The following is a 24,481-nucleotide window of genomic DNA, read 5'->3' as shown; positions in this document are numbered from 1 at the left end:
GTGGTCGGCTTGATCGAGGCGGAGAGTACCTACGCCGAGTGGACCTTCCCCGCCGAGCCGGATGCCGTACGTACCGCACGCCACGCGGTACGCGATGCCCTCGGCGGCTGGCTGCTCGACCACTCTGTTCGTGATACGGCCGTCCTGCTGGTCAGTGAACTGGCCACCAATTCCCTGCGGTACACACCGGGGCCGATCGGTGTCAGGCTGGCTGTCGTCCCCTTGGGCCCCGCGGACCTCACCGGTGCCGCGCTGCTGGTGGAGGTGTCCGATCCGCTCCCCGAACCGCCGACCGCACGGTCCGCCGGCCCCGACGACGAAGGGGGCCGCGGGCTCCAGCTCGTCGCGTGCTCGGCCCGGCGGTGGGGTACACGCCGGGGGAAGACGGGTAAGACGGTGTGGTTCGAGCTGCCGCTCCCTGGTTAGGAGTGTTGAGGGACAACGATCACGTTGGTCTCGGCTCAAAAAGAACGAGACTGTGCTGTGATCGTGAACGCCGTACCGGTCAGGGCCGTAGTGCTGAATACTGCGGGGATGGCCGGTCCGGTGCGTGAGCTGGAGGGGACGGTCGCGTGAGCGAGATATCTGGAACGGCGGACGACGTCGTGTGGCAGAGCAGTCCGCCTGGCTCGATCTATGACTACATAAAGGTCGCTTCCTTCTCGATCGGGCCCGACGGGCTGGTCGACCAGTGGAGTCTGCGAGCCGCTGAGCTGTTCGGAATCACTCCGGACGAGGTCAGGGGCAAGGACCCGGTGGAGGTGTTCGTACCCTCCGACCTCCGTACCCGTGGGCACCGCAAGATCGCGGAGATCCTCGACGGCAAGGAGTGGACCGGGCTCGTCCCGTTCCAGGTGCCCGGCGAACGTGGCGTGCACGGCCTCGCCGAGGTCTATGTGATGCCCAGCGAGACGGAGAGCGGCGAACGGGCCGCGCTCTGCATCGTCGTGGACGTCCGCGCACTGCGCCGGATCGAAACGGAACTCGCCTCTTCGCAGGCGATTTTCGGTCAATCTCCCTTCGGCTTCGTGCTGTTCGGCACGGACCTCACCGTCCAGCGGGCGAACCAGCGCTTCGCCGCCGTCTTCGGCGGCTCGGCGGACGAGCACCGGGGCCGCACGGTCCACGACTATCTCTCCCGCCCCGAGGCGGACCGGCTGAACGCCTCCCTCAAGCGGGTCCTGGCGACCGGCGAATCCGCCACCGACATCCAGATCGTCGGCGTCACCCCGGGCGGCAAGGAACGCCGCCATTGGTCCATCAACCTGTACCGCGTCCTCAGCGGAGCCGGCCGTACGATCGGGGTCGCCGGTCTCGGCAGTGACGTCACACGTCGTCAGATCGCCGCACGCGAGGCCGCGAGCGCCCGCCGCAATCTCGCGATCCTCAACGAGGCGAGCGCCCGGATAGGCAACTCCCTCGACCTGGAGACCACTGCCAGGGAACTCCTCGACGTTTCCGTCCCCGGCTTCTGCGACCTCGCGTCCGTCGACCTCTACCAGGGGCTGCTCACCGGGGAGGAGGCCCCGCCGGGACGCGGCGGCTCCTCCGGCACCGATTCCGGCGGTGGCAGCGCCGCCCTGCGACGGGTCGCCGTCGCCAGCGCCGTCGCCGACGCGCCCCTGCTCGGAGCCGACCTGACGGGCGGAGGCGCGGTCGAGTCTCCGTCGGCCGGCGCCGTCCACCGGTATCCCTTCAACTCCCCGTGCGCCAACGCCCTGCGTACCGGCCGGGTCCAGACGGTGCCCGGCGGTCCCGGCAGCCTCATCCAGTCCACCTTCGCCGTGCCGATGGTCGCGCACGACACCGTGGTGGGACTCGCCCAGTTCTCCAGGACCAAGGGCAGCGAGCCCTTCGGGGAGCGGGACCGCGCCCTCGCCGTGGAACTCGCGGCGCGCGCCGCCGTCTGTATCGACAACGCCCGCCTCTACCGGAGGGAGCACGAACGCGCGCTGATACTGCAGCGCAGTCTGCTTCCGCCCGGCGATCCCGAGGCCGCCGGGCTGGACATAGCGTGCCGCTATCTGCCGGGCAACACCGCCACCGAGGTGGGCGGAGACTGGTTCGATGTCATCGAACTGCCCGGACACCGGACCGCCCTGGTCGTCGGCGACGTGATGGGACGGGGGCTGCGCGCCGCCGTCGCCATGGGCGAGCTCCGCACGGCTGTACGCACCCTGGCACTGCTCGACCTGGAGCCCGCCGAGGTCCTCTCCGCGCTGGACGAGATCGCGCGCGGCCTCGGCACACCGAGCGGCGCCCAGCAGGCATCCCGCGTCGCCCACAAGTCGCGGGACGCCGATCTCTCCGAGGTGTATCTCGCGACCTGCGTCTACGCCGTCTACGACCCGGTCACCCGCCGCTGCACCTTCGCCAACGCCGGTCATCCCCCTCCTGTGCTCGTCGAGCCGGGCGAGGAGGCGCTGCTCCTGGACGTACCGCCCGGGATGCCCCTCGGCGTCGGTGGAGAGCCCTTCGAGCAGGTCGAGGTCGAACTTCCCGAGGACGCGCTGCTCGCGCTCTACACGGACGGTCTCGTCGAGTCGCGAGACCATCCGATCGACGAAGGGCTGACGGCTTTCCGGCGGGCGCTCACCAGTCCCGTACGGCCCCTGGAAGACGTCTGCGACCACGTGCTCAACACGCTCGACACCCGGCACGGCGAGGACGACATAGCGCTGCTGATGGCCCGCATACAGGGCCTGCCCACCGAGGCCGTCGGCGACTGGCAACTGCCGCGCGAGCCGCGCTCCGTCGGCCGCGCCCGCGAGGTCGCCCGCGCGCAGCTCCACTCCTGGGGCCTCGAACCGCTGGTGGACACCGTCGAACTGCTCGTCAGCGAGCTGGTCACCAACGCCATGCGCTACGGCGAGGGCGAGATCCGGCTGCGGCTGCTCCGCGACCGCACGCTGGTCTGCGAGGTGTGGGACGCGGGTCTCGTACAACCGCGCAGGCGACGCGCGCGCGACACCGACGAGGGAGGGCGCGGGCTCCAGCTGGTCGGCCTGCTCAGCGCCGCCTGGGGGTCGCGCCGTACCCCCCGGGGGAAAACGGTCTGGTTCGAACTCGCCCTGCCCGACGGGGACTCGACGGCGGAGCCCACCGTCGAACAGCTCCTCAGCATGTTCTGACCCCGCGCCCCCCACTCCGGCCGGGTCACGAGAAGACGCCGGCCGGACGGCGGGCTGCTCCTCCTTCGCCTGATGGACCAGGGGAATCGCGTCAGAAACGGCCGCCGCCGCCCATCCGGCCGCGAGTGCCGGCGCCTCCGAAACTGCCAGGACCGGCATCACGACCGCCGCTGTCACCGCCGCCATCACCGTCACCGCCACCGCCGCCGGACCGGCCGCCGAGGATGATTCCGCCGAGCACGGCACCGCCGAGCCCGTTTCCTGCCCCCGCCCCCGCCCCTGTCGCGCCGCCCGGACCGGACCGGTTCCCGAACGAGCGCACATCCTGCTCGGCGAGGTTCTGCGCCTGTCTCGCGAGAGCGTCCGCGTGCTGGGCCTCGGCCAGCGCGCCCTGCGCGTCGCCGAGCTCCGTCAGCGTTCCGGCCTGGTCGAGCCTCCGCTCCGCCTCCGCCAGCCGCGTGCGGGCCTCGCCGCCCACCGCACCCCGGTGCGTCGAGATGTAGCCGTCCGCCGCGCCGACCGCCGAGCGGGCGCCGAGCGACGCCCGGTCGAGCAGCGCCGGTGTACGGCGTCCCGCCTCGCCCTCGCGCGCGCCCACGAGGGCCTCGTCCAGCACCGCGTCCGCCTCCTCGGTCCTGCGCAGGGCGTCCATCGGATCCCGCGGCCCGGCGGCCTGTTCCTGCCGCACGTCGGCGATCACCGCCTCGGCGCGCGCGATCCGCCCCTCAAGATCCGCCGTGGGTGTGCCTTCCTCCATGCCTTCGAGCAGGCCGCGCGCGTCCGCCAGATCGGTCTCCAAGTCGGTCAGCGAGCCCGGGAACTTACCGGCCGCCTCGGCGAGTTCGAGAGCGCGCCGCTCCACGGCCTCGACCAGGATCGCCGCCTGCCCGATGGCGCTCTCCGCCGCACGTACATACACCGCCGCGGCTCCGTTGTCGCCCGCCTCGATCGAGCGGCGCGCGTCGTCCAGGTTGGCCGTCGTGAACACCAGCCGGTCGTCGGCCTGTTCGACAGCGTCCCCGACGGGGGCGGACGCCGACTCCGCGTACCGCTCCCGCATCGCGGTGAGAGTGGCGGCGGCCGTGACGCTCCTGCCGCTCAGCTCCCGGAACCCGGCCTCGGCGGTGGTCAGCGCCTGCGGCGCGTCGCGCTCCCTCGCGCGCAGCCGGTCGAAGTCCCCCGATTCGGCGTCCAGCCGGCCGTTGGCGTCCGTACACCGGGCGACGATCTCGTCCAGCATGCGGCGCCGCGCGGCGTCGTCCGCCGGGGACCCGTCGTCCAGCTGGCTGCGCAGCCGGAAGGCGGACGCCAGTTCCCCCTTCGCGTACGTCACGGCGTCCTGGAACGGACGTGCCTTCTCCTCCCCGAACTGCACGGTGGCGAAGCCGAGTTCCTCCTCGCTGGTGCGCACGGCGTCGTCGGTCCCGACGAGCGCCTGTCCCGCACTCCGGTCGAGCTCCGGCAGCGGTGTCCGCGGCGAAGGACCCGCGTCTCCCCAGGTCTCCTTGCCACCGTGCAGCGTCGTACGGGTCGAGGCCCGGTTCCTGCGCGTGATGAAGCCGTACGCGGCGAGAGCCGCGGCCCCGCCCACCAGGACGACAGGAAGGACGAGTGCGCTGCCCGACCGGTTGGAGGCGGCCTCGCCGCCCGGGTCCACCGGGCCGGACGACACGGCGGGCGTGGGAATGGGCGCGCCCGCCGCAACCGCGCGGAAGCCGTCGGCAGCTCCGATCGCGGCTCCCGCCCAGTCGTTCTCCCGGAGAGCGGGTTCGACGGCCGTCCTCGCCACTTCCGCGAGCCTGCCCTCCGTAAGAGGGGAGCCGGCCGCGGCGGCGTACGCGTACTGCCGGTCGTGGGTGGCGACGGCGAGCAGGATGTCGTCGCGGCCGAGACTGTTCCGCCCGGCGGTCGCGGCGGCCCACCTCTGCCCGGTTCTGCCGGAGAAGTCACGCACGTAGACGACGAAGAGATGGATACGGGCGTCGCGGTGGAGCCGGTCGAGTGAGGCGGTCACCGCCCCCTGCCGGCCGTCGAGCGCACCGACCTTGTCGGTGATCTGCCCCTGACGCGAAAGGGTGACGGGATCCTCGGCACGCGCGTCCGGCGAGACGGCGGGGATCAGCAGCCACCCGGCCGTCAGCAGCATGGCCAGGAGGTTCCGGCCGGCTGTTCGAGTCCGGTTACGGCGTACTGTCCGCGTCACATTTGGGAGGCTATGTCCGGCCTCGGTGGTCCGCGACCGGACTGCGGGCCCCGCGCGGACGCCCGAAGCGCCGGGCTCGGTGCCGTTCCGGCCGGCGCCGCACGCGGGGCGGCGCCGGCCGGCCGTGCGGGATCCGGCGAGGGAATCAGATGCTGAAACGCTCCTTGGCCAGCATTGGACGGATACGCGAAGCGAAACCACCGGTGCGGAAGGGACGCTGCAGCAGACCGGGGCGCAGTTCCTGGGCGAGCGCGGCGGCGATCATGCCCTGATCCAGGGCGAGAGCGGAGCCGCTGACATGGCCGGTCCCCACATTGACCGAGTCCCGGAAACCGAAGCCTTCCTCGTACGCGCCGAAGTCCGCCGCGATGGCCTTGAGGTTGGCGAGGGCTTCCGACCGTGCGTAGGGCAGGGCGAGGAACGAGGCATGCGGGGTCACGACCCCGTTGGTGTAGGCGGAGGCGGGCGGCAGCGGCTCACCGTACGTGACATAGGTGCGGTCGGTGTTCGACGCGTATCCGTCGATGTTCATGCCGATCGCGTCCACGCCGTACTCCTGGTAACCGCCTTCGGGCACCTCGGCGGGGGAGAACCCCCAGTAGCCGTACCCCGCCTCCTCCAGACCGTGCTCGATCTGGGAGCGGACGAAGCGGCGGTGGGTGGTGCCCCATGAGCGGGGTGACCACTCAGGCTCGGGCACGAACAGCGGCACCATCAGGGCTTCGAACATCGAGCCGCCCCAGGTCGGGACCAGTTTGCGGCCCCGGTGGGTGTAGTGCCCCTGGAAGAGCCGGACGCCGTCGATGGTGTCGTACGCCCCGCCGGGCGGCTGCTCCTGACCGTGCTCGGGAAGCATCGTGCGGAACATGTGCCAGTAGTGGTCCGAGGGAAGGCTGCCGTCGGCGATGCCCAGGTAACTGGCCATGCGGGGCTCGGTGTTGAGCGCTCCGTAGTGGTGGCCGGTGGGCTCGCCGGTGTCGGTCCAGAAACCGCCCCGGAGCTGGCCGGGGTTGGCCACCGGGTCCCCGGCGTCGTACGGCGTGTAGTAGTACGACCAGTCGGCGGTGGCCAGCAGCTTGTCGACCCGGCGGCGCAGTCGGCTGTCCGCGTCGGCGGCGATGAGCAGGCCGGTCACGAGCCAGGCGTTGTCGACCGACGAGAGGAAGGGACGGACCGGGTCGCCGGTGCCCGGCCAGTTGGTGAGCACCGAGCCGTCGTGGGCGTCGTACCAGTTGAGCCAGAAGCCGTGGTGACGTTCGAGCTTCTCGACGGCCGTGAGGGCCCGGTCGAGGCGGCGGTGCATGGTGTCCTCGTCGATGACGCCGAGTCCGGCGGCGGCGACCGTGGACCAGAGCCCGCAGCCGATGTTGGTCGGCGAGGTGTTCTGGGAGGGGACCGGCCCGCCCGGTGCGTCGAGGCTGATCTTGTCGGCGGCGAGACCGATGTCGGTGGTCATCGCCTCGATCGAGTGATACGTGTCGCGGAACCAGCGGAGAAGCTGCGGTGTATCAGAGGCGTGAGCGGCACGAGCACGCGACGCGACCGCGGTCGGCGCGGACACGGCGGGTGTGGCGAGGGCGCCGAGGGACAGGGCGGTGGCTCCTGTTCCCGCGGCGGCGAGAAATGTACGACGATCCATGAGAGTCCAGCTCCCCTTGGCAGATGTGGAGTGGTGGCCAGGTTCGGTGCCTGGGCCAGGTCTTTGGGCCGCCGCCATGGCCGGAATAATGGGCGGAGGGGCCGGCCATGGCGGCGGTGTCCGCACGGGGACCGGCGGCGGTCAGGTGCCGCCGGCCCCCGGGACTGTGGGGGCGCTCAGGTGCGGACGAGGCGCAGGAAGCGGATACCGGGGTTGGGCAGCGGGACGGTCAGCGTCGCCGTGCCCGAGTCGTCGGCGACCAGGGGCCCGAAGGGCTCCACCGGCAGCTCGTCGGCGGCCCGCAGCTTCGCCCACTGGGGCTCGTCCGGCCAGTCGCCGCCGTTGAGGTCGTTCCAGACGGCCTGGATGTTGGCGTGTTCCTCGTCGACCCGGCGGGAGAGGGCGGTGTAACCCGCGCCCGGCTGAAGTCCGGTGACCCGCACGGTCGCCGTGCGGTCCAGCGGCGCGGAGCCGTCGATCTTGGACTGGTCGAGCGTGCCGTTCCAGAGCAGGACGTCGACGGTGGTGCTGTCGTCGGCGCGGGTGGCCAGGGATTCCACCAGCGCCTCGGCGCCGTCGCCCGTGACCACGGCGGGGATCCGCCCCCCGGCCAGCTGGGAGAGGAGATAGAGCGCCCAGAAGCGCGGCTTGCGCAGATTGCCGACCGTGAGGAGACCGAATCCGCCGTGGAAGAGGCGGGGCGGCCAGCCCAGTTCCTCGAACTGGTCGGAGGCGACCCAGTAGGCGAGCGCGTCGGTCGACGACAGGGCGCTCTTCATACCGCGCAGGACGAACGGAGCGGCGAAGACGGAGTCGCTGACCCGGTGGAAGTGGGTGGGGGTGACACCCCACTCGGTCCACAGGATCTCCGGCTCGGGCCGTCCGGTCGCCTCAGCGAACGCGCGCGTCATCGGACGGAAGTCGAGCGGGGCGTTGCCGTAGGTGTGGGTGGAGACGAAGTCGATGGGTACGTCGCGCTCCTGGCAGTACTCAAGAAGGGCGCCGACCCAGCCGGCCGCCGCGGACGACGGGCCGCCGACCCTGATCCGCTCGTCGACACCCTTCACGGCGCGGACGGCGACCTCGTAGAGCAGGTGGTAGTCGTCCTGGGTGCCGTTCCAGAAGACCTCCAGATTGGCCTCGTTCCAGACCTCGAACTCCCAGCCCGCCACGGTGTCCTTGCCGTACCGGTCCTGGAGGTGGACGGTCACCTCGCGGCAGAGGTCGCCCCAGTGCTCCCACACGGCGGGCCTGGACACCAGAGCCCGGTAGTCGAAGACGGTGTAGTCCGGGTCGGCGGCCAGCTCCTTCGGCATGAAGGAGAGTTCGACCACGGGCTGGAGACCGGTCGCCAGGAACCGGTCGTAGACCGCGTCCAGGCCGGAGAAGTCGAAGGAGCCGTCCGGCTGGACGGTGAGTGTCTCCGGGAGGAAGGTGCCGTGCGCCCGCACGGAGCGGACGCCGATCTCGTCGCGGACGATCTCCAGGGCACGGGCGTACTCCTTCGCGACGTCCGAGCCGCCCGCGCCCGGCTTGTCCCAGGCCAGCAGGGAGAAGTGCTCGGCGCCGATCATCCTGTTCCAGACGCCGGGGAGAGGAGTGGCGGGTGCGGCGGCGTCCACCGTGACGGTGACCGGGGCGGGGCCTGAGCCGGCGCGCTCGGCGCGGCCGGAGGCCGCTTGTGAGAGGGCGCCGGCTCTGCCGTCGGACCAGGTGGCCACCTTGTAGTGGTAGACGCGTCCGGGCTCGGCGAGGGTGTCGGCGTACGGCGGATGGGGTACGGCGAGCACGTCGCCGCCGAGGTGGTCGAGCGGTTCGTAGGGGCCGTCGGCGGAGTCGGCGCGGTGCACGAGATAGCCGAGCGCGCCCGCCACCGGTTGCCAGGTCAGCAGCACATGGCCGGTGCCGTCCTCGGCGGACAGGCCGACGGGGGCGGGGAGTTCCCCGATGCCGGTGAGCCGCTGATCGCTGGGCTTCCCGATACGGGTCTCCCAGTCGGCGCGAGCGGTGGACTTCTCGGTCATGTCGGTACAAACCTTTTCGTCGGTGAGTGCGCGGCGGTAGAGCGGCGGCGTCGGAGCCGCGGTACGCGTCGGGAAGGCCGGTGGCGGCGGCTACTTCATGCCGGTGGTGGCGAGGCCCTGGGTGAAGTGCCGTTGCAGGACGAGGAACACCAGCAGCACCGGCAGGATGATCAGGAGGGAGCCGACCATCAGCATGCCGTTGGAGCCGTCCGACTGGTTGGGGTCGGTGGCGAAGGTCGCGAGGGCCACCGGGAGGGTGTATTTCCCCGGGTCGTTCGTCGCGATCAGCGGCCAGACGAAGTTGTTCCAGGAGCCCAGGAAGATGAGGATCGAGAGCGTCGCCAGCGCCGGTTTGACCAGCGGCATCGCGATCCGCCAGAAGATGTACCACTCGCGGGCACCGTCGATGCGGGCCGCTTCCAGCAGTTCGTCGGGGATCGACTGCATGAACTGGCGCATCAGGAAGACACCGAAGGCCTGGGCGGCGAACGGCAGTACCAGCCCCGCGTAGGAGTCGATCAGCTGGAGCTTGCTCATCAGGACGAAGAGCGGCAGCAGCATCAGATTGCCGGGCACCATCAGCGCGCCGAGCACCAGCGCGAAGATCCTGTTCCGGCCGCCGAACCGCAGTTTGGCCAGTGCGTAGCCCAGCATCGAGCAGAACACCAGATTGGAGAGGGTTACCAGGACAGCCACGGTGAGGGAGTTGAAGAAGTAAAGCGGTACGTCGAGACGGTCGAGCAGTTCGCCGAAGTGCTCGAAGGTCCACTCGGTGGGGATCCACACCGGCGGGCTCGCGGTCAGGTCGCGGTCGGTCTTGAACGCCGACAGACCCATCCACAGGAACGGCGCCGCCATGACCAGCAGGCCGACCGAGAGCAGTACATAGACGCCGGTCTTCTTCAGCCGTCCGCCGCTCGACGTGGGGGGCGGGGGAGTGGTGGTGGTGCGTGCGGCGCTCATTTCGTGTTGTCCTTCAGCAGACGGAGCTGGAGCACCGTGATCGCCATGATCACGACGAAGAGCACATACGCCATGGCGCTCGCGTAGCCCATGTGGAAGAAGTTGAAGCCCTCGCGGTACATGGCCAGCGACACGGTGAGCGTGCTGTCCGACGGCCCGCCCTGTGTCATCACGAACGGCTCCTCGAAGACGTTGAGATAGCCGATGGTGGTGATCACCGTGGTGTAGAGCATCGTGGGCCGCAGCAGTGGCACGGTGATACGGCGGAACTCCTGCCAGGTGCTCGCGCCGTCCAGCCGCGCCGCCTCCCGTACGTCGGGCGGGATGGCCTGAAGGCCGGCGATGAAGAGCACCATGACCGTGCCGAGGTTGCGCCACACGGCCATCACGATCAGCGAGGGCATGGCGAGTGCCTCGGAGCCGAGGAAGTCCGGTGAGGTCAGGCCGACTTCGGAGGCGAGGCCCGCGATCAGTCCGTCGGACGGGTCGAGGACGAAGCGCCAGACGACGGCGATCGCGACGATGCTGGTCACGACCGGGGCGTAGAAGCCGACCCGGAAGAAGGTGCGGGCCCGGTCGATGCCGTTGTTGAGCAGGACCGCGACGACGAGCCCGAGGCCGACGGTCAGCGGTACGCCGACGACCACGAAGTAGGCGGTGTTGAAGAGGGCCTTGAGGAACTTCTCGTCCTCGAACAGCTTCGTGTAGTTCTCAAGGCCGATGAACTCCGCCGAGAAGGGATCGGTGACATTGCGCAGTCCGAAGTCCGTGAAGCTCATGAGGAGCGTCGCGAGGATCGGCAGAGCCATGAAGACGGCGAAGAGCACCAGGAAGGGGGTGGAGAACAGCCAGCCGGCCATGTGCTGTACGGCGACGGGCCGTTGCTTGCGGTGGTCGCGGCCACCGGACGGGGAGTCCGCCCCCGGCCCGGACTTGACCGGGTCCGCGTCCGCGTCCGCCACAGATTCGGTCGTGGTGCTCATGACGACTACTCCACAAGCCCTTCGATGCTGGACTGGGCCTTCTCGGCGGCGTCCTCGGCGGAGGCCTTGCCCTGGGTCACCTGGGAGATCGCTTCGTCGGCCTTCGAGGAGATCTCCGTCCACTGGGGCAGGACCGGCCAGGACTTGGCGGTCTCCATCTGCGCACGGAAGATCTTGAAGTTGGCGTCGTCGGCGAGGTCGCCGGAGTCCCAGGCGCTGGTGTTGGCCGGCAGATCGCCCGAGCGCTTGAACCAGTCCTTCTGCCCCTCGGTGCCGGTGAGGTAGCTCAGGAACTCCTTGGCGGCTTCCTTGTGCTCGCTGTCCTTGGAGACGACGAGGCTGGAGCCGCCGGCCATGGAGACGGATCCCTGGTCGGCCGGGACCTTCGCGATGGCCCACTTGCCCTTGAGATCCGGGTAGTTGTCGTTGATGCCCGCCATGGTCCAGGGGCCGGAGTAGAACATCGGGACGTCGCCGCTGTTGAAGTCGGTGAGGACCTCGTAGCCGGGCTGGAAGCTCTTCTTGGAGAGCCCCTTCTCGAAGTATGTGCCGTACTCCTTGAGGGCCTTGACGGTCTCCGGGCTGTTCATGGCGGCCTTGCCGTCGTCGGAGACGATCGAGCCGCCGGCCGAGTACAGGAAGGGGTACCAGCTCTGTACGGCGTCCAGGCCGCTCGGCTGGAAGTAGATGCCCCACTGGGTGCCGGCCTTGTCCTGGAAGGCGGTGGCCGCCTGCTGGAGTTCGGGCCAGGTGGTGGGGGGCTTCGTTATGCCTGCCTTCTTCGCCAGGTCGGTGCGGTAGTAGAGGACGCGGGTCTCGACGTACCAGGGGACGCCGTAGACCTCGTTGTCGGCCACGCCCTGGTCCCAGGCGGCGGGGAAGAAGGAGTCCTTCTTGAACGTCTTGGTGTCGACCGGTTCCAGGACGCCGAGTTCGGCGAACTCGCCCATGTAGCTGCTGCCCATCTGCGTCACGTCCGGCAAGGTGCCGGCGGCGGCCGCGGAGACCAGCTTCTGGTGGGCGACGTCCCAGCCGATGGGGGTGACCTTGACGGTGATGTGCGGGTTGGCGTCCTCGTACACCTCGGCCACCTCGGCGAGCTTCTCGCCCTCGGCGCCCATGGCCCACACGGTGAGGGTCTGCTTCTTGTCGGCGGCGACCCCGGCGCCCCCCGAACTGCCGCATGCGGTGATCCCCGCGGCCATCGTGAGAGCGAGGGCGGCTGAGGCGGTTCTGGCGTTGCGATGCATGGACGGCTCCTCCTTGAGCGCACCGATGTATGCGCTGCCTGTAAGCGCATACATCACTCTGGTGCAGTCGTTCCGGGAACCGCAAGGGGGCCATTGGTCACACTCGTGCAACATGTGCGACACCCGGAGGTTCTGCCTCCGCAGGCTAGGTGGGCTGTTTGCGTTGTGGAAGTAATGAGGGTTATTCCGGTTGTGGTCATCGGTGGCGGGCCGGGGCTAATGTCGCGCTCATGTCTGAGTTCGAGCACGGCTATCCCTTCGACCCGGCCTACGGCCGGACCCTCGACGAGCTGCTCGACATCCCGGCGCCCGCCCCTCCGGTGGGATTCGACGCGTACTGGCGGGACCGGTTCGAGGCGGCGGCCGGGGTGGCGACCGCCCCGGCCGTGGGGCCGCAGGAGGACGAGCGGAACGGCTGCCGGATCTTCGGGGTGTCGTACACCTCGGTCGGCGGACTGCGCCTCGGCGGCTGGCTGGTGCGGCCGGCCGCGGGGCCCGTCGAGCACGGCTTCGTGATCGGGCACGGCTACGGCGGGCGCCAGGAGCCGGGTGCGGATGTGCCGCTGCCGCTGCCCCGGAGCGCTGCCATCCTGCCGTGTGTACGGGGGATGGGCTCGCGGAGCCGGCGCCCCGGCATTCCCGGCGAGGCCGGGGAGCATGTGCTGCACGGCATCGAGTCACGCGAGACGTATGTGATCGGCGACTGCGTGGCCGATCTGTGGTGCGCGGCGTCGGCGTTGCTGGAGCTGGTGCCGGAGCTGAGGACGGGGACGGGGTCGGAACCGGGGGAGGAGGCGCGGCTCGGGTATGTGGGGGAGAGCTTCGGAGGCGGGCTCGGGGCGCTGGCGCTCCCGTGGGACGACCGGTTCGCCTGCGGGCAGTTGACCGTGCCGACGTTCGGGAATCACCCGCTGCGGGTGACGCTGCCGAGCGTGGGGAGCGGGGAGGCGGTGCGGACGTACCGCGAGCGGCATCCGGAGGTCATGGACGTCCTCCCGTACTTCGACGCCGCGACCGCGGCGAAACGGATCCGGGTGCCGATGCTGGTCGCGCCCGCGCTGTTCGATCCGGCGGTGCCGCCGCCGGGGCAGTTCGCCGTCTACAACGCCCTGCCCGAGCCGCGCGAGCTGCATCTGCTGCGGGCGGGGCACTTCGACTACGAGGGCGAGAGCGCGGACGTGGCGGCGCTGGCGAAGGCCCGGCGTGAGTTCTTCGCCACCCGGCTCGGCTGACCCGGGGCCGGGCGGCGAGTCAACCGCAGCCGCAGCTTGAGCGGCGCGTCACCGAGACGGGGAGCATCAGGGAGACCGGGGCGCGCGTGGGGTCGGCCAGGCGGTGGATGAGGAGTTCGACCGCCTCCTCGCCCAAGCGCCGCATCGGCTGGCGGACCGTCGTCAGGGACGGGCGGACGATCCGGCTCAGCGGAATGCCGTCGAAGCCGGTCACCGCGATGTCGTCGGGCACCCGCACCCCACGCCGTTCCAGTGCGTGCAGCGCGCCGATCGCCATCTGGTCGTTCGCGAAGAGGATCGCCTGGGGCCGCTCGCTCCCGCGCCCGGCGGCGCGGTCCAGCAGCGCGTCGGCGGTCCGTTCGCCCTCCGCCTGCGTCATCATCCCGGCGCGCAGGTCGGGCTCGTCGGCCACCGGCAGGCCCGCCTCCCGGCAGGCCTCCTGATAGCCGCGGAACCGCGCCTGCGCGTCCGGCGATTCACGCTCGCCGCCCACGAAGGCGAGTCGGCGCAGCCCGTGGTCACGGATGAGATGACGGGCCAGCTCCCGTTCCCCGTCGGAGTTCGCCACCTCGATGTGGTCGAGGTGGTCGATCTCGCGCGGCCCGGCCAGCATCACGATCGGCAGCCGCCGCGAGATCACCTCAAGATCCTCGGTGGGCACGGTCCTCGCCAGTACGGCGAACCCGTCCACCCGCCCCGCCACCTTGGCGACCAGGCTCTCCGGCCCGCCCACCAGCGAGGCGGCGATCAGCAGCGCGTACCCGTGCCGCCGTGCCGCCCGTTCCATGCCACGGATGATCTGGTCGGAGTAGAGCATGACGGCCGAGTCGTCGGCCTCCGCCTCCGCCTCCGCGCCCGTCTCGGCGTCCGGGTCCGCGTAGTCGGGGAAGCAGAGCCCGAGGACGCCGGTGGTGCGGCTGGCCAGACCACGCGCGCTGCCGCTCGGTACGTAACCGAGGGCGCGGGCCGCGTCCAGTACGCGGTCGCGGGTCTCGGCGCGCACCGAGTCCGGATTCCGGTAGACCCGCGAAACCGTCGCGATCGAGACGCCGGACCGTTCGGCGACGTCGTACACCGTGGGGGCACTCAACCGATCCGACCGTCCGCTCTCGCCGCGCTGTCTCTGACCGCTCACTCTCCACCGGGCCCGTTCCGCTGCCGGACGCCGGCGCACCTACGCTGTAAGCGCATTCACTTTACGGCGCCGGTCTGTGCACGAGCAAGGTCACCCCCCTTGACGACCCCCTCGGGGCCCCTGTCCCCGTTCTCCGTCCCAGGCCCGGCCGTGCCCCTGAGCGCCACGAACGAGAAGAGCGCGGCCCCCACCATCACGACAGCCGCGCCGACCGACGCCAGTCCCATCCCGTGCGTGAAGGCGTCCCGCGCCGCCGTCAGCACGCCCGCGGCGGTCTCCTCCGGGAGCCGGGCCGCAGCAGCCGCCGCGCCGCCCAGGGTCTCGCGTACGGCGTCGGCCTGACCGCCCGGCAGCGCGGCGGTGACACCGGCCGGCAGGGCGTCGGCCATGTCCCGGCTGTAGACCGCGGCCCCGACCGAGCCGAGGACGGCCATTCCCAGCGCCCCGCCGAGTTCCTGGCCCGATTCGAGTACGGCGGCGGCCGAGCCCGCGCGCTCGGGCGGGGCGGCGCCGATGGCGAGTTCGTTGGCGAGTGTCATGGCGGCGACGAGGCCGCCCACATACAGCGCGGCGGCGGCGAGGCAGAACCAGAGCGCCGAGTCCGCCCGGACCTGGGTCAGCCAGAAGAAGCCGGCCGCCGAGAAGAGGAACGCCCCGCCCATCACATACGCGCGGTCGGTGCGCTGCGCGAGGATCGCCGACGCCGGCGCCGCCACGATCACGCCCGAGGCCGGTACGAGGCTCCACAGCGCGGCCTCGAACGGACTCAGCCCCTGCACGGACTGGAGGTACTGGGTGAGGAAGACCGCCATACCCACCGTGGCGAACATCGCGAGCAGATTCGCGAACACCGGCCCCCCGAAGGCGCGTCGCCCCAGCAGTCCGAGGTCGATCATGGGGTGGGCAAAGCGCTTCTGGCGGCGTACGAAGACATACCCGAGCACCGGTCCCAGGGCGACGGCCGCGGCGGGCACCGGCGCGAACCCGTGCCGGGCCCACTCCTTGACGCCGTAGATGACCGTGAGCAGGGCGGCGAGCGAGAGAGCCGCGCTCACCAGGTCGAACGGCTCCCGCGAAGTGTCCGGACCCCCCGTCCTGGACTCCGGCACCAGAAACGGCACCAGCACCAGCAGCAGCACCATCGCCGGCAGGTTGATCAGGAAGACCGACCCCCACCAGAAGTGTTCGAGCAGCAGCCCGCTGACCACCGGCCCCAGCGAGATCCCGGTGGTCATGACCCCCGTCCAGATCGTCACCGCCCGGCCCCGCTGCCTCGCGTCGTGGAAGAGGTTGCGGATCAGCGCGAGCGTCGACGGCATCAGGGCGGCGCCGCCGAGCCCGAGCAGCGCGCGTACGCCGATGAGGGCGTCGGCCGAGTGCGCGTACGCCGCCGCCACCGAGGCCGCGCCGAAGACCGCCGCGCCGGCGAGCACCAGCCTGCGCCGGCCGATCCGGTCGCCGAGCGCCCCCATCGTGATGAGCAGCCCCGCCAGCACGAAGCCGTACATGTCGAGGATCCACAACTGCTGGGTGGCGCTGGGCTCCAGATCCTGGCTGACGTACGGGATCGCGAAGTAGAGGATCGAGATGTCCATCGAGACGAGGAGCAGCGGGAGCATCAGGACGCCGAGGGCGGTCCATTCCCGGCGGCCCGCGAGCCGGGGTGCGTGTGAGTTCTCCATGGCCGGTACGTTCCCGGCTTCGCGTGTACGCGGCAAACAGCTGCCTAGTGCACCGGCCCTGAAGCCCTGTTCAGACCCGGGAGTTGAGTCCTCAGCGCACTAGTACGGTGGAGGCCATGACCGTCGATCCGCCCTACCTCCGCATCGCGGCCGAGCTCCGCCGCCGTATCGCGTCCGGCGAACTCGTGCCCGGCGACCGGGTGCCGTCCACCCGCCGTATCACCCAGGAGTGGGGCGTCGCGATGGCGACCGCGACCAAGGCGCTGGCGGCGCTGAACCAGGAAGGGCTCGTGCGGGCGGTGCCGGGCGTCGGCACCGTGGTCGCGGAGCCCGTCCGCCCCCGTGGCCGGGACACGGCTCCCGGCGAGGGACTGAGCCGCGAGCGCGTCGTGCGCGCGGCCATCTCGATCGCCGACGCCGAAGGGCTGGGCGCGCTGTCGATGCGGCGCGTGGCGTCGGAGTTCGGTACGTCCACGATGGCGCTGTACCGCCATGTCCCCAGCAAGGGCGAGCTGGTGCGGCTGATGTCCGAGGCGGTGTTCGCCGGTGCCCCGGCGGGCCCCGAACCGGCCGGCTGGCGTCCACGGCTGAGCCGGGAGGTCCGGTGGCTGTGGATCCAGTACGAGCGCCATCCCTGGCTCGCCCGTGCCATGGCGGGACTGACCCGGCCGATGGCATCACCGCACGCGATGAGTTACACCGAGCGGGCGTTGGGCACGCTGCGCGGGCTCGGTCTCACGCCGGACGCGGTGATCCATATCCATCTCTCCCTGCTCGGCTACGCCCAAGGGGTGGCGATGGCGGTCGAGTTGGAGTCGCAGGCGCGGCAGGACACGGGGCTGACGGCCGAGCAGTGGATGGCGGCCAACGAGACGCGCCTGGATTCGGTCCAGCTCACCGGCCGGTATCCGGTCCTGTCGACCCTCTTCGGGGACGAGGAGTTCGACCTCGAACTCGGCACACTCTTCGAGTTCGGCCTCGAACGGATGCTGGACGGCGTCGAGTCCCTGATCGAGCGGTCCCAAAGGTCCCCGAGGTCCCCGGAGCCCCCCACGTCACCCGAGCACTGAGAAAGCGTGCCTGCCCCCAGGCGCCGGACGGGCCGCGCCGGCCCGTCCGCCGCCCGAGCGCGGACGCCGCCCCTCAGCTGCCGGTACGGCGGCGGATCTTGTTCCCCAGCCAGACCAGCGGGTCGTACTTCTTGTCCGCCACGCGCTCCTTCAGCGGGATCAGCGCGTTGTCCGTGATCTTGATGCCCTCGGGACAGACCTCGGTGCAGCACTTGGTGATGTTGCAGTAGCCGAGCCCGTGCTCGTCCTGCGCCGTCTCCTTGCGGTCCAGGCCACTCTCCCCGGCCGCGTCCAGCGGATGCATGTCCAGCTCCGCGACCCGCATCAGGAAACGGGGACCGGCGAACGAGGTCTTGTTCTCCTCGTGGTCCCGGACCACGTGACAGGTGTCCTGGCACAGGAAGCACTCGATGCACTTACGGAACTCCTGCGAGCGTTCCACGTCCATCTGCTGCATCCGGTACTCGCCCGCCGCGACCCCCGGCGGCGGCACGAACGCCGGTACCTCACGCGCCTTCTGGTAGTTGAAGTTCACGTTCGTCACCAGGTCCCGGACGACGGGGAACGCGCGCAGCGGGGTGACGGTGATCGTCTCCTCGCGGGTGAAGGTCGACATCCGCGTCATGCAGAGCAGCCGCGGCCGGCCGTTGATCTCCGCGCTGCACGAACCGCACTTGCCCGCCTTGCAGTTCCAGCGCACCGCCAGATCGGACGCCTGCGTCGCCTGGAGCCGGTGGATGATGTCGAGGACGACCTCGCCCTCGTTCACCTCGACGGCGAAGTCCTTCAGCTCGCCGCCCTCCGCGTCGCCCCGCCAGACCCTGAACTTGGCCTCGTACGAAGTGGCCGGGGCGGGCGTCCCGGACGTGGCGGGTGAAGTGGTGGACGAGTCGGACGAGGGGGGTGTGCTCTGAGTCGGAGTCGTGCTGGCACTCACTCGTGGAGCTCCTCTTCGGCGAGGTACTTGACCAGCTCTTCCTTGTCGAAGAGGTCGAGCAGGTCGGGACGGATGGGCTCGGTCGTCTTCCTGGAGAGGCTGATCCGGCCGAGCGCGGGGTCCGCCGACGGGTCCCGCGCGGAATCGTTCAGCCGGCAGTGCAGATTGACCCGCCGCCAGTCGAGCACCATGCCCGGCCAGTCCTCGCGGGTATGACCGCCGCGGCTCTCCGTGCGCTCCAGGGCCGACAGGGCGATGCACTCGCTGACCAGCAGCATGTTCCGCAGGTCGATCGCGAGGTGCCAGCCGGGGTTGAACTGCCGGTGGCCCTCCACCCCGGCGCGCGCCGCTCGCGCGCGCAACTCGCCCAGCTTCTCCAGCGCCTGCTCCATCTCGCCCTCGCGCCTGATGATGCCGACGAGGTCGTTCATCGTCTGCTGGAGCTCCTGGTGGACGCTGTACGGGTTCTCGGGCGGGCCGCCGCCCTCCGGCTCCTCGGCGCCGAACGGGCGCAGCGCCTCGGTGGCGGCCGCGTCGATCTGACCCTCGTCGAGCGCCGGCCGTTCGGTGAGCCCCGCTGCGTACTCGGCCGCGTGCAGTCCGGCCCGGCGCCCGAAGACCAGCAGGTCGGAGAGCGAGTTGCCGCCGAGCCGGTTGGAGCCGTGCATCCCGCCGGCGACCTCGCCGGCCGCGTACAGACCGGCGACCCCGGGCGTTGCGGCGGTGTCCGAGTCGACGGCGATCCCGCCCATCACGTAGTGACAGGTGGGGCCGACCTCCATCGCCTCGGCCGTGATGTCGACGTCGGCCAGCTCCTTGAACTGGTGGTACATCGACGGGAGCCGGCGCTGGATGACCTCGGACGGCATACGCGTGGACACGTCCAGGAACACGCCGCCGTGCGGTGAGCCCCGGCCCGCCTTGACCTCGGAGTTGATGGCACGGGCCACCTCGTCACGGGGCAGCAGCTCCGGCGGGCGCCGGTTGTTGTCCGGGTCCTCGTACCAGCGGTCGCCCTCCTCCTCGGACTCCGCGTACTTCTCCTTGAAGACATCCGGGATGTAGTCGAACATGAACCGTTTGCCTTCGGAGTTGCGCAGCACTCCGCCGTCGCCGCGCACCGACTCGGTGACAAGGATCCCCTTCACCGACGGCGGCCAGACCATGCCCGTCGGGTGGAACTGCACGAACTCCATGTTCAGCAGCGGGGCTCCGGCGAGCAGCGCCAGCGCGTGCCCGTCGCCCGTGTACTCCCACGAATTCGACGTCACCTTGAAGGACTTGCCGATGCCGCCGGTCGCGAGGACGACGGCGGGCGCCTCCAGGACGAAGAAGCGGCCGGACTCGCGCTCGTAGCAGAACGTGCCCGAGACCCGCTCGCCCTCCTTCAGTACGGAGGTGACGGTGCACTCCTGGAAGACCTTCAACCGGGCTTCGTAGTCACCGAATTCGCGGAAGTCCTCCTGCTGGAGGGCGACGATCTTCTGCTGGAGCGTACGGATCAGCTCAAGGCCGGTCCGGTCGCCGACGTGGGCGAGACGGGGGTACTCGTGACCGCCGAAGTTGCGCTGGGAGATCTTCCCGTCGGCCGTACGGTCGAAGAGCGCGCCCCAGGTCTCCAGTTCCCAGACCCGGTCGGGCGCTTCCCGCGCGTGCAGCTCAGCCATCCGCCACTGGTTGAGGAACTTCCCGCCGCGCATGGTGTCGCGGAAGTGGACCTGCCAGTTGTCCCCGGAGTTCACATTGCCCATGGAGGCCGCGATACCGCCCTCGGCCATCACCGTATGGGCCTTGCCGAAGAGCGACTTGCAGATGACAGCGGTACGGGCGCCACGCTCACGCGCCTCGATGGCGGCCCGCAGACCCGCTCCGCCCGCGCCCACCACCACGACGTCCCACTGCTCGCGTTCGAGTTGCGTCATTACTGGAGGCACTCCCTAGGACTAAAAGAGGCGCGGATCGTCGAAGACCCCGCTGGCGAGCAGATACACATAGAAGTCCGCGAGGGCGACGCTGATCAAGGAGGCCCAGGCGAGCTGCATATGACGGTGATTCAGCTTCCCGACCCAGCCCCACAGCCGGTAGCGCACCGGATGCTTGGAGAAGTGCTTCAGCTTGCCGCCGATGACATGGCGACAGGAGTGGCAGGAGAGGGTGTACGCCCAGATCAGCACGATGTTGACGACCATGATGATCGTGCCGAGGCCCATGTGGCCCCACTCGTAATCCGAGTTGCGGAAGGCGAGCGCCGTGTCGTACGTGAGGATGACCGCCACCGGCACGGCCGCGTAGAAGAAGTACCGGTGGATGTTCTGGAGGATCAGCGGGAAGCGCGTCTCGCCGGAGTACTTCTTGTGCGGTTCGGCGACGGCGCAGGCGGGCGGTGACGCCCAGAAGCCCCGGTAGTACGCCTTGCGGTAGTAGTAGCAGGTCATCCGGAAGCCCAGCGGGAAGATCAGGATGATCAGCGCGGGGGACAGGCCCCACCAGCTGCCGAAGATCTCCAGATTGGGGCCGCCCTTCATCGGCTCACAATTCTCCGCCAGACAGGGCGAGTAGAACGGTGAGACGTACGGCGCCGCGTAGTAGTGGGCGTTCCCGAACGCGCGCCACGTCGAGTAGATGACGAAGGCGAGCAGCCCCGCCGCCGTGGCGGCAGGGGCCAGCCACCAGCGGTCGGTCCGCAGGTGGCGGGCGGTGATGGCGGCACGCGTGGTGTCGTGCACGCCCGTATTCAGTTGGGGTCGTTCCGTGCCTGTTGCCAACGAAGACTCCGTATGGAGATGGAGTGGGTCTGGTGGGGGGTCGTAGGGCCGATGGCGGTTGATGGCGGGTGTCGGACGTCGGAGGCCGGCAGGCCGACCGGGCGCCTAGGGGGCGCGCCGGTCCCGCAGGCCGAGACCCTCGTCGTCGGAGTCCGTCCACAGCGCCGCGTTGTACGGCGCGTCGGGGATGGTGACCACGTCCGGGCGGCGGTCCTTGGGCGCGGGCCTGGACGGCGCCGCCGGTACGGCTTCGTTCAGTCGGTCGACCGTCCGCTCCAGGTCCGCGACGCGCTGAACGAGCTCATCGATACGACGGTGGACTGCTGTCAGATCTTCCGGCTGGGACATGACTTGCCCTCACTTCCGCAGGGGAGCGATGCCATCGGTAATGCGCCTGCGAGTGTCGCTCCTCACATCCCCGCTTGTGAAGGGACCTGCAGGGATTCCCGGCGCATACCTGAGCCGTGCGCTCCGCGTCGTTGATGTCGCGCCCCTCCATTTTCGCTCTTTCGGCGGCCCTGTGTCCCGTTCCTCGTTGAGCCGTACGGGTGGGCTTCGGGCGCCTGACCGCCGTGTCTCCGCTGCCGGGGCGGCCCGGTCCACTTCAGTGGGCGGGCAATAGATGTGATCATCTCTAAATTCCACAAACAGGACGAAGAGGTAGAAGTCATGTCCCAGGTCGGCGCCCCACGCGGGAGGACATGCTCCCGGACCATCCGCTCCGTCGCACTACTGACCACCGGCGTGCTCGCCCTGCCCGCGCTCGCCGGGTGCAGCTCGGGCGAGGAGCGGAGCAAGGTCCCGGGCCCGGCCCAGGACGTCGGGCCCGCGGCCCGGGACCGGATCGCCGACGGCGGGACGCTGCGCTGGGCCGTGGACACCGTGCCCACCACCCTCAACACCTTCCAGGCGGACGCCGACGCCACGACGTCGCGCATCGCGGGCGCCGTACTGCCCTCACTCTTCACCCTCGACAAGACGGGCCGGCCGGAGCGCAACCCGGACTATCTGGAGTCCGCGAAGATCGTCGAGCGCGAGCCCAAGCAGGTCGTGCTCTACAAGCTCAACCAGCAGGCGGTGTGGAGCGACGGACGTGAGCTCGGCGCCCCCGACTTCGTGGCCCAGTGGCGCGCGCTGAGCGGCAAGGAGTCCGCGTACTGGACCGCGCGCAACGCCGGATACGAGCGGATCCAGAAGATCGAGCGCGGCAAGGACGACCTTGAGGTCCGGGTCACCTTCAACAAGCCGTACGCCGACTGGAAGGCGCTCTTCAGCCCGCTGTACCCGAAGAGCGTGATGGGGGCGCCGAACTCCTTCAACGACGGCGCGCGCACCAAGCTCAAGGCGTCGGCCGGGCCGTTCCAGATCAAGGAGCTGGACCGCGAGGACCGCGAGATGACCCTCGTCCGCAACCCCCGCTGGTGGGGTGCCCGGCCGAAGCTCGACAGCATCGTCCTGAGCGCGGTGCCGCGCGACAAGCGGGCCGCCGCGCTCGCCGATGGCACGCTCGACCTCGCCGAGATCGACAGCCCGGTGGCCGAGCGGATCAACAAGGCGCGCGACGGCAAGAAGGGTGGGGGAGCGGGGCCGCAGGCGGCCACCGCGTCGCCGACCCGGACCCCGGAGGACACCACGGACGAGGAGAACGGCTCCGACGAGGAGAGCGGCTCGGACGAGGAGACGTCCGATGAGGCGCGGGAGTCCCAGGACAAGAGGACAGAGGCGCTCGCCAAGGAGGCCAAGGAGCAGAAGGGCCTGCGGGGCTATGTCGTACGGAAGTCCCTGGAGCCCGCCTTCACGCAGCTGGCGCTCAACGGGGAGACCGGGCCGCTGGCCGACGAGCGGGTACGGCGTGCCGTGGCCCGCGCACTCGACCGGAAGAAGCTGGCCGAGGCCGTACTCAAGCCGCTCGGCCTGCCCGCGTACCCGCCGGGCAGCCATCTGGCACTGGCCGGACAGCACGCGTACGCCGACAGCAGCGACGCGCTCGGGGACCAGAACACCCGGGAGGCGCAGGCGCTCCTGGCCGACGCGGGCTGGGTGCCGGGCGGCGCGCTGAAGAAGGACGACGGGACGAAGGCCGGGAGCGAGGCCGACGCCGACAAGAAGAAGGACAAGGACAAGAACAAGGACGCCGAGAACAAGGACAAGGACTCCGATTCCGACTCCGGTTCGGATTCTGATTCCGACGCCGGCTCCAGCCCCAGCTCCGATTCGGACTCCGCTTCCGGCTCCGGCTCCGAGTCCGACAGCTCGTCCGACGAAGGTTCGTACGTCGTCGGTGACAACAAGCCGGGACGCGGCGCCCCCATCTCCGAGAGCGACACCAGCGTGATCGCCCCGGCCCCCGCCGCCGCCTTCCACCGCGCGGTCCTGATCGGCCGGACCGGGCTGCTGGACGACTCGGACGTCAGCGCCCAGGACAGGCAGCAGAGCGGCATGGCCGGTGCGTACGCCCCGCGCGGCACGGCGGCGCCCTCCGAGTCCGCGTCCGCGTCCACTTCCGCGTCCACTTCCGCGTCCGCGTTCGAGTCCGCGTCCGCGTCCGCTTCCGAGTCCGCTTCCGCGTCCGACGAAGAGTCGGACACCGAGTCGGACACCGACTCCGGCTCTGACACGGAATCCGAGTCCGCGTCCCCCTCGTCGTCCGCATCGAGCTCCGCCTCCGGATCAGCCTCGGCGTCGTCGTCCGCCTCGGCCTCGGCCTCCGCCTCCGGATCAGCCTCCGCGTCGGCCTCGACCTCCGGATCAGCCTCTGCCCTGCCCGGCCCGCTCGCCAAGGACGGCAAGCCGCTCACCCTCCGCTTCGTCCTCCCCTCAGGACCCGGCTCCGAGCAGCTGCGCACCGTCGGCGAGAAGATCGCGCGCATGCTCGACCGCATCGGCATCCGCACGGACATCAGCAAGGTCGCGGACGCCAACTACTTCAAGGACCACGTCGCGTCGGGCGACTACGACCTCGCCCTCTACTCGTGGCCCGCGACCGCCTACCCCGCGACCGACGGCCGGCCGATCTACGCCAAGCCCGTCCCCGCCTCCGACGGCTCGCTGCTGGTGGAGCAGAATTACACCCGCGTCGGGACGGACCACATCAACCAGCTCTTCGACCAGGCGGCCTCCGAGCTGGACGAGAACGCGGCCCGCGATCTGCTCAGGCAGGCCGACGCCCGCATCTGGGCGGCGGCCGGTTCCATCCCCCTCTACCAGCGCCCGCAGCTCGTGGCGGCCAAGCCCTCCGTGGCGAACGCCGGTGCCTTCGCCTTCGCCACCCCTCGCTACGAGGACATCGGCTTCAAGGACGGCGGCGGGAGCGGCCCGCAGAAGCCGTCGCCGTCCGACAGCGCCCCGGCGCCCTCGGACAGCGCCACGGCGCCGTCCGAGAGTGCCGAGGCGACGCCCGAAAGCGACGACGAGTAGAAGCACAGCGGTAGCACAGAAGAAGAAACGGAGAGAACCGGCAGGTCAGA

Annotated in this window: 17 protein-coding genes; 5 read left to right on the top strand and 12 right to left on the bottom strand. The window is 70.3% G+C overall.

Annotated elements, in window-relative coordinates:
- Positions 1–426: an ATP-binding protein gene (locus OIE74_RS12720; RefSeq protein WP_329382155.1), complete on the top strand. Its 426-nt coding sequence runs from the start codon at positions 1–3 to the stop codon at positions 424–426.
- A 146-nt stretch (positions 427–572) separates the two neighbouring features.
- The gene (locus OIE74_RS12715; RefSeq protein ID WP_329382152.1) at positions 573–3,131 is read left to right on the top strand and encodes a SpoIIE family protein phosphatase; all 2,559 of its coding nucleotides are present in this window, start codon (positions 573–575) and stop codon (positions 3,129–3,131) included.
- A gap of 91 nt (positions 3,132–3,222) precedes the next feature.
- On the opposite strand, the gene OIE74_RS12710 is transcribed toward OIE74_RS12715, so the two are convergent.
- The 6 genes from OIE74_RS12710 to OIE74_RS12685 all read right to left on the bottom strand — a co-directional run bounded on the left by OIE74_RS12710 (position 3,223) and on the right by OIE74_RS12685 (position 12,193).
- Positions 3,223–5,277, bottom strand: coding sequence for a TPM domain-containing protein (locus OIE74_RS12710; protein WP_329382150.1), 2,055 nt, complete (start codon positions 5,275–5,277; stop codon positions 3,223–3,225).
- A gap of 202 nt (positions 5,278–5,479) precedes the next feature.
- Entirely contained in the window at positions 5,480–6,973 is a 1,494-nt protein-coding gene (locus OIE74_RS12705) for a glucoamylase family protein (protein WP_329382147.1), read from the bottom strand.
- Between the two features lie 176 nt (positions 6,974–7,149).
- On the bottom strand, positions 7,150–8,997 hold the full coding sequence (locus tag OIE74_RS12700) for a GH39 family glycosyl hydrolase (RefSeq protein WP_329382144.1): 1,848 nt from the start codon (positions 8,995–8,997) through the stop codon (positions 7,150–7,152).
- Between the two features lie 90 nt (positions 8,998–9,087).
- Entirely contained in the window at positions 9,088–9,960 is an 873-nt protein-coding gene (locus OIE74_RS12695; RefSeq protein ID WP_329382141.1) for a carbohydrate ABC transporter permease, read from the bottom strand.
- Complete coding sequence (locus OIE74_RS12690) at positions 9,957–10,943, bottom strand: carbohydrate ABC transporter permease (protein WP_329382138.1); 987 nt, start codon at positions 10,941–10,943, stop codon at positions 9,957–9,959. The genes OIE74_RS12695 and OIE74_RS12690 overlap by 4 nt, the downstream gene beginning before the upstream one ends.
- A 5-nt stretch (positions 10,944–10,948) precedes the next feature.
- The gene (locus OIE74_RS12685) at positions 10,949–12,193 is read right to left on the bottom strand and encodes a sugar ABC transporter substrate-binding protein (RefSeq protein ID WP_329382136.1); all 1,245 of its coding nucleotides are present in this window, start codon (positions 12,191–12,193) and stop codon (positions 10,949–10,951) included.
- Positions 12,194–12,423: 230 nt separating this feature from the next.
- Between OIE74_RS12685 and OIE74_RS12680 the strand changes: the two genes are divergently transcribed.
- Positions 12,424–13,425 (top strand): acetylxylan esterase, encoded by a 1,002-nt coding sequence (locus OIE74_RS12680; RefSeq protein ID WP_329382133.1) that lies wholly within the window; start codon positions 12,424–12,426, stop codon positions 13,423–13,425.
- Positions 13,426–13,444: 19 nt separating this feature from the next.
- Here OIE74_RS12680 and OIE74_RS12675 read toward each other — a convergent pair whose 3' ends face one another.
- A complete protein-coding gene (locus OIE74_RS12675) occupies positions 13,445–14,515 on the bottom strand; it encodes a LacI family DNA-binding transcriptional regulator (protein WP_329382130.1) in 1,071 nt (356 codons plus the stop codon).
- A gap of 101 nt (positions 14,516–14,616) precedes the next feature.
- Positions 14,617–16,242 (bottom strand): MFS transporter, encoded by a 1,626-nt coding sequence (locus tag OIE74_RS12670; RefSeq protein ID WP_329382128.1) that lies wholly within the window; start codon positions 16,240–16,242, stop codon positions 14,617–14,619.
- A 116-nt stretch (positions 16,243–16,358) separates the two neighbouring features.
- On the opposite strand from OIE74_RS12670, the gene OIE74_RS12665 reads away from it, so the two are divergent.
- Positions 16,359–17,312, top strand: a complete 954-nt coding sequence (locus tag OIE74_RS12665) for a TetR/AcrR family transcriptional regulator C-terminal domain-containing protein (RefSeq protein WP_329382125.1) — start codon at positions 16,359–16,361, stop codon at positions 17,310–17,312.
- A gap of 73 nt (positions 17,313–17,385) precedes the next feature.
- Here the strand turns inward: OIE74_RS12665 and OIE74_RS12660 are convergent, their stop codons facing one another.
- From OIE74_RS12660 to OIE74_RS12645, 4 genes are all read right to left on the bottom strand, one after another.
- Entirely contained in the window at positions 17,386–18,249 is an 864-nt protein-coding gene (locus tag OIE74_RS12660) for a succinate dehydrogenase/fumarate reductase iron-sulfur subunit (RefSeq protein WP_329382122.1), read from the bottom strand.
- Entirely contained in the window at positions 18,246–20,171 is a 1,926-nt protein-coding gene (locus OIE74_RS12655) for a fumarate reductase/succinate dehydrogenase flavoprotein subunit (protein ID WP_329382119.1), read from the bottom strand. Before OIE74_RS12655 ends, OIE74_RS12660 begins: the two co-directional genes overlap by 4 nt.
- A gap of 21 nt (positions 20,172–20,192) precedes the next feature.
- On the bottom strand, positions 20,193–21,014 hold the full coding sequence (locus tag OIE74_RS12650; protein ID WP_329382116.1) for a hypothetical protein: 822 nt from the start codon (positions 21,012–21,014) through the stop codon (positions 20,193–20,195).
- A 105-nt stretch (positions 21,015–21,119) separates the two neighbouring features.
- Positions 21,120–21,362 carry a hypothetical protein gene (locus OIE74_RS12645; RefSeq protein ID WP_329382114.1) on the bottom strand — a complete coding sequence of 81 codons (243 nt, stop codon included), beginning with the start codon at positions 21,360–21,362 and terminating at the stop codon, positions 21,120–21,122.
- A 321-nt stretch (positions 21,363–21,683) separates the two neighbouring features.
- On the opposite strand from OIE74_RS12645, the gene OIE74_RS12640 reads away from it, so the two are divergent.
- Complete coding sequence (locus tag OIE74_RS12640; protein WP_329382111.1) at positions 21,684–24,431, top strand: ABC transporter substrate-binding protein; 2,748 nt, start codon at positions 21,684–21,686, stop codon at positions 24,429–24,431.
- The last annotated feature ends 50 nt before the right edge of the window (positions 24,432–24,481 follow it).

The organism is Streptomyces sp. NBC_01716 (assembly GCF_036248275.1).
Taxonomy (GTDB): domain Bacteria; phylum Actinomycetota; class Actinomycetes; order Streptomycetales; family Streptomycetaceae; genus Streptomyces.
This window is presented reverse-complemented; position numbering and strand designations above follow the sequence as displayed.

Bases quoted from the DNA above. Each gene is read 5' to 3' on its own strand.
- OIE74_RS12695 (WP_329382141.1), bottom strand. From the start codon at position 9,960: ATGAGCGCCGCACGCACCACCACCACTCCCCCGCCCCCCACGTCGAGC.
- OIE74_RS12665 (WP_329382125.1), top strand. From the start codon at position 16,359: ATGACCGTCGATCCGCCCTACCTCCGCATCGCGGCCGAGCTCCGCCGC.
- OIE74_RS12685 (WP_329382136.1), bottom strand. From the start codon at position 12,193: ATGCATCGCAACGCCAGAACCGCCTCAGCCGCCCTCGCTCTCACGATG.
- OIE74_RS12690 (WP_329382138.1), bottom strand. From the start codon at position 10,943: ATGAGCACCACGACCGAATCTGTGGCGGACGCGGACGCGGACCCGGTC.
- OIE74_RS12640 (WP_329382111.1), top strand. From the start codon at position 21,684: ATGTCCCAGGTCGGCGCCCCACGCGGGAGGACATGCTCCCGGACCATC.
- OIE74_RS12655 (WP_329382119.1), bottom strand. From the start codon at position 20,171: ATGACGCAACTCGAACGCGAGCAGTGGGACGTCGTGGTGGTGGGCGCG.
- OIE74_RS12710 (WP_329382150.1), bottom strand. From the start codon at position 5,277: ATGCTGCTGACGGCCGGGTGGCTGCTGATCCCCGCCGTCTCGCCGGAC.
- OIE74_RS12670 (WP_329382128.1), bottom strand. From the start codon at position 16,242: ATGGAGAACTCACACGCACCCCGGCTCGCGGGCCGCCGGGAATGGACC.
- OIE74_RS12700 (WP_329382144.1), bottom strand. From the start codon at position 8,997: ATGACCGAGAAGTCCACCGCTCGCGCCGACTGGGAGACCCGTATCGGG.
- OIE74_RS12645 (WP_329382114.1), bottom strand. From the start codon at position 21,362: ATGTCCCAGCCGGAAGATCTGACAGCAGTCCACCGTCGTATCGATGAG.
- OIE74_RS12680 (WP_329382133.1), top strand. From the start codon at position 12,424: ATGTCTGAGTTCGAGCACGGCTATCCCTTCGACCCGGCCTACGGCCGG.
- OIE74_RS12705 (WP_329382147.1), bottom strand. From the start codon at position 6,973: ATGGATCGTCGTACATTTCTCGCCGCCGCGGGAACAGGAGCCACCGCC.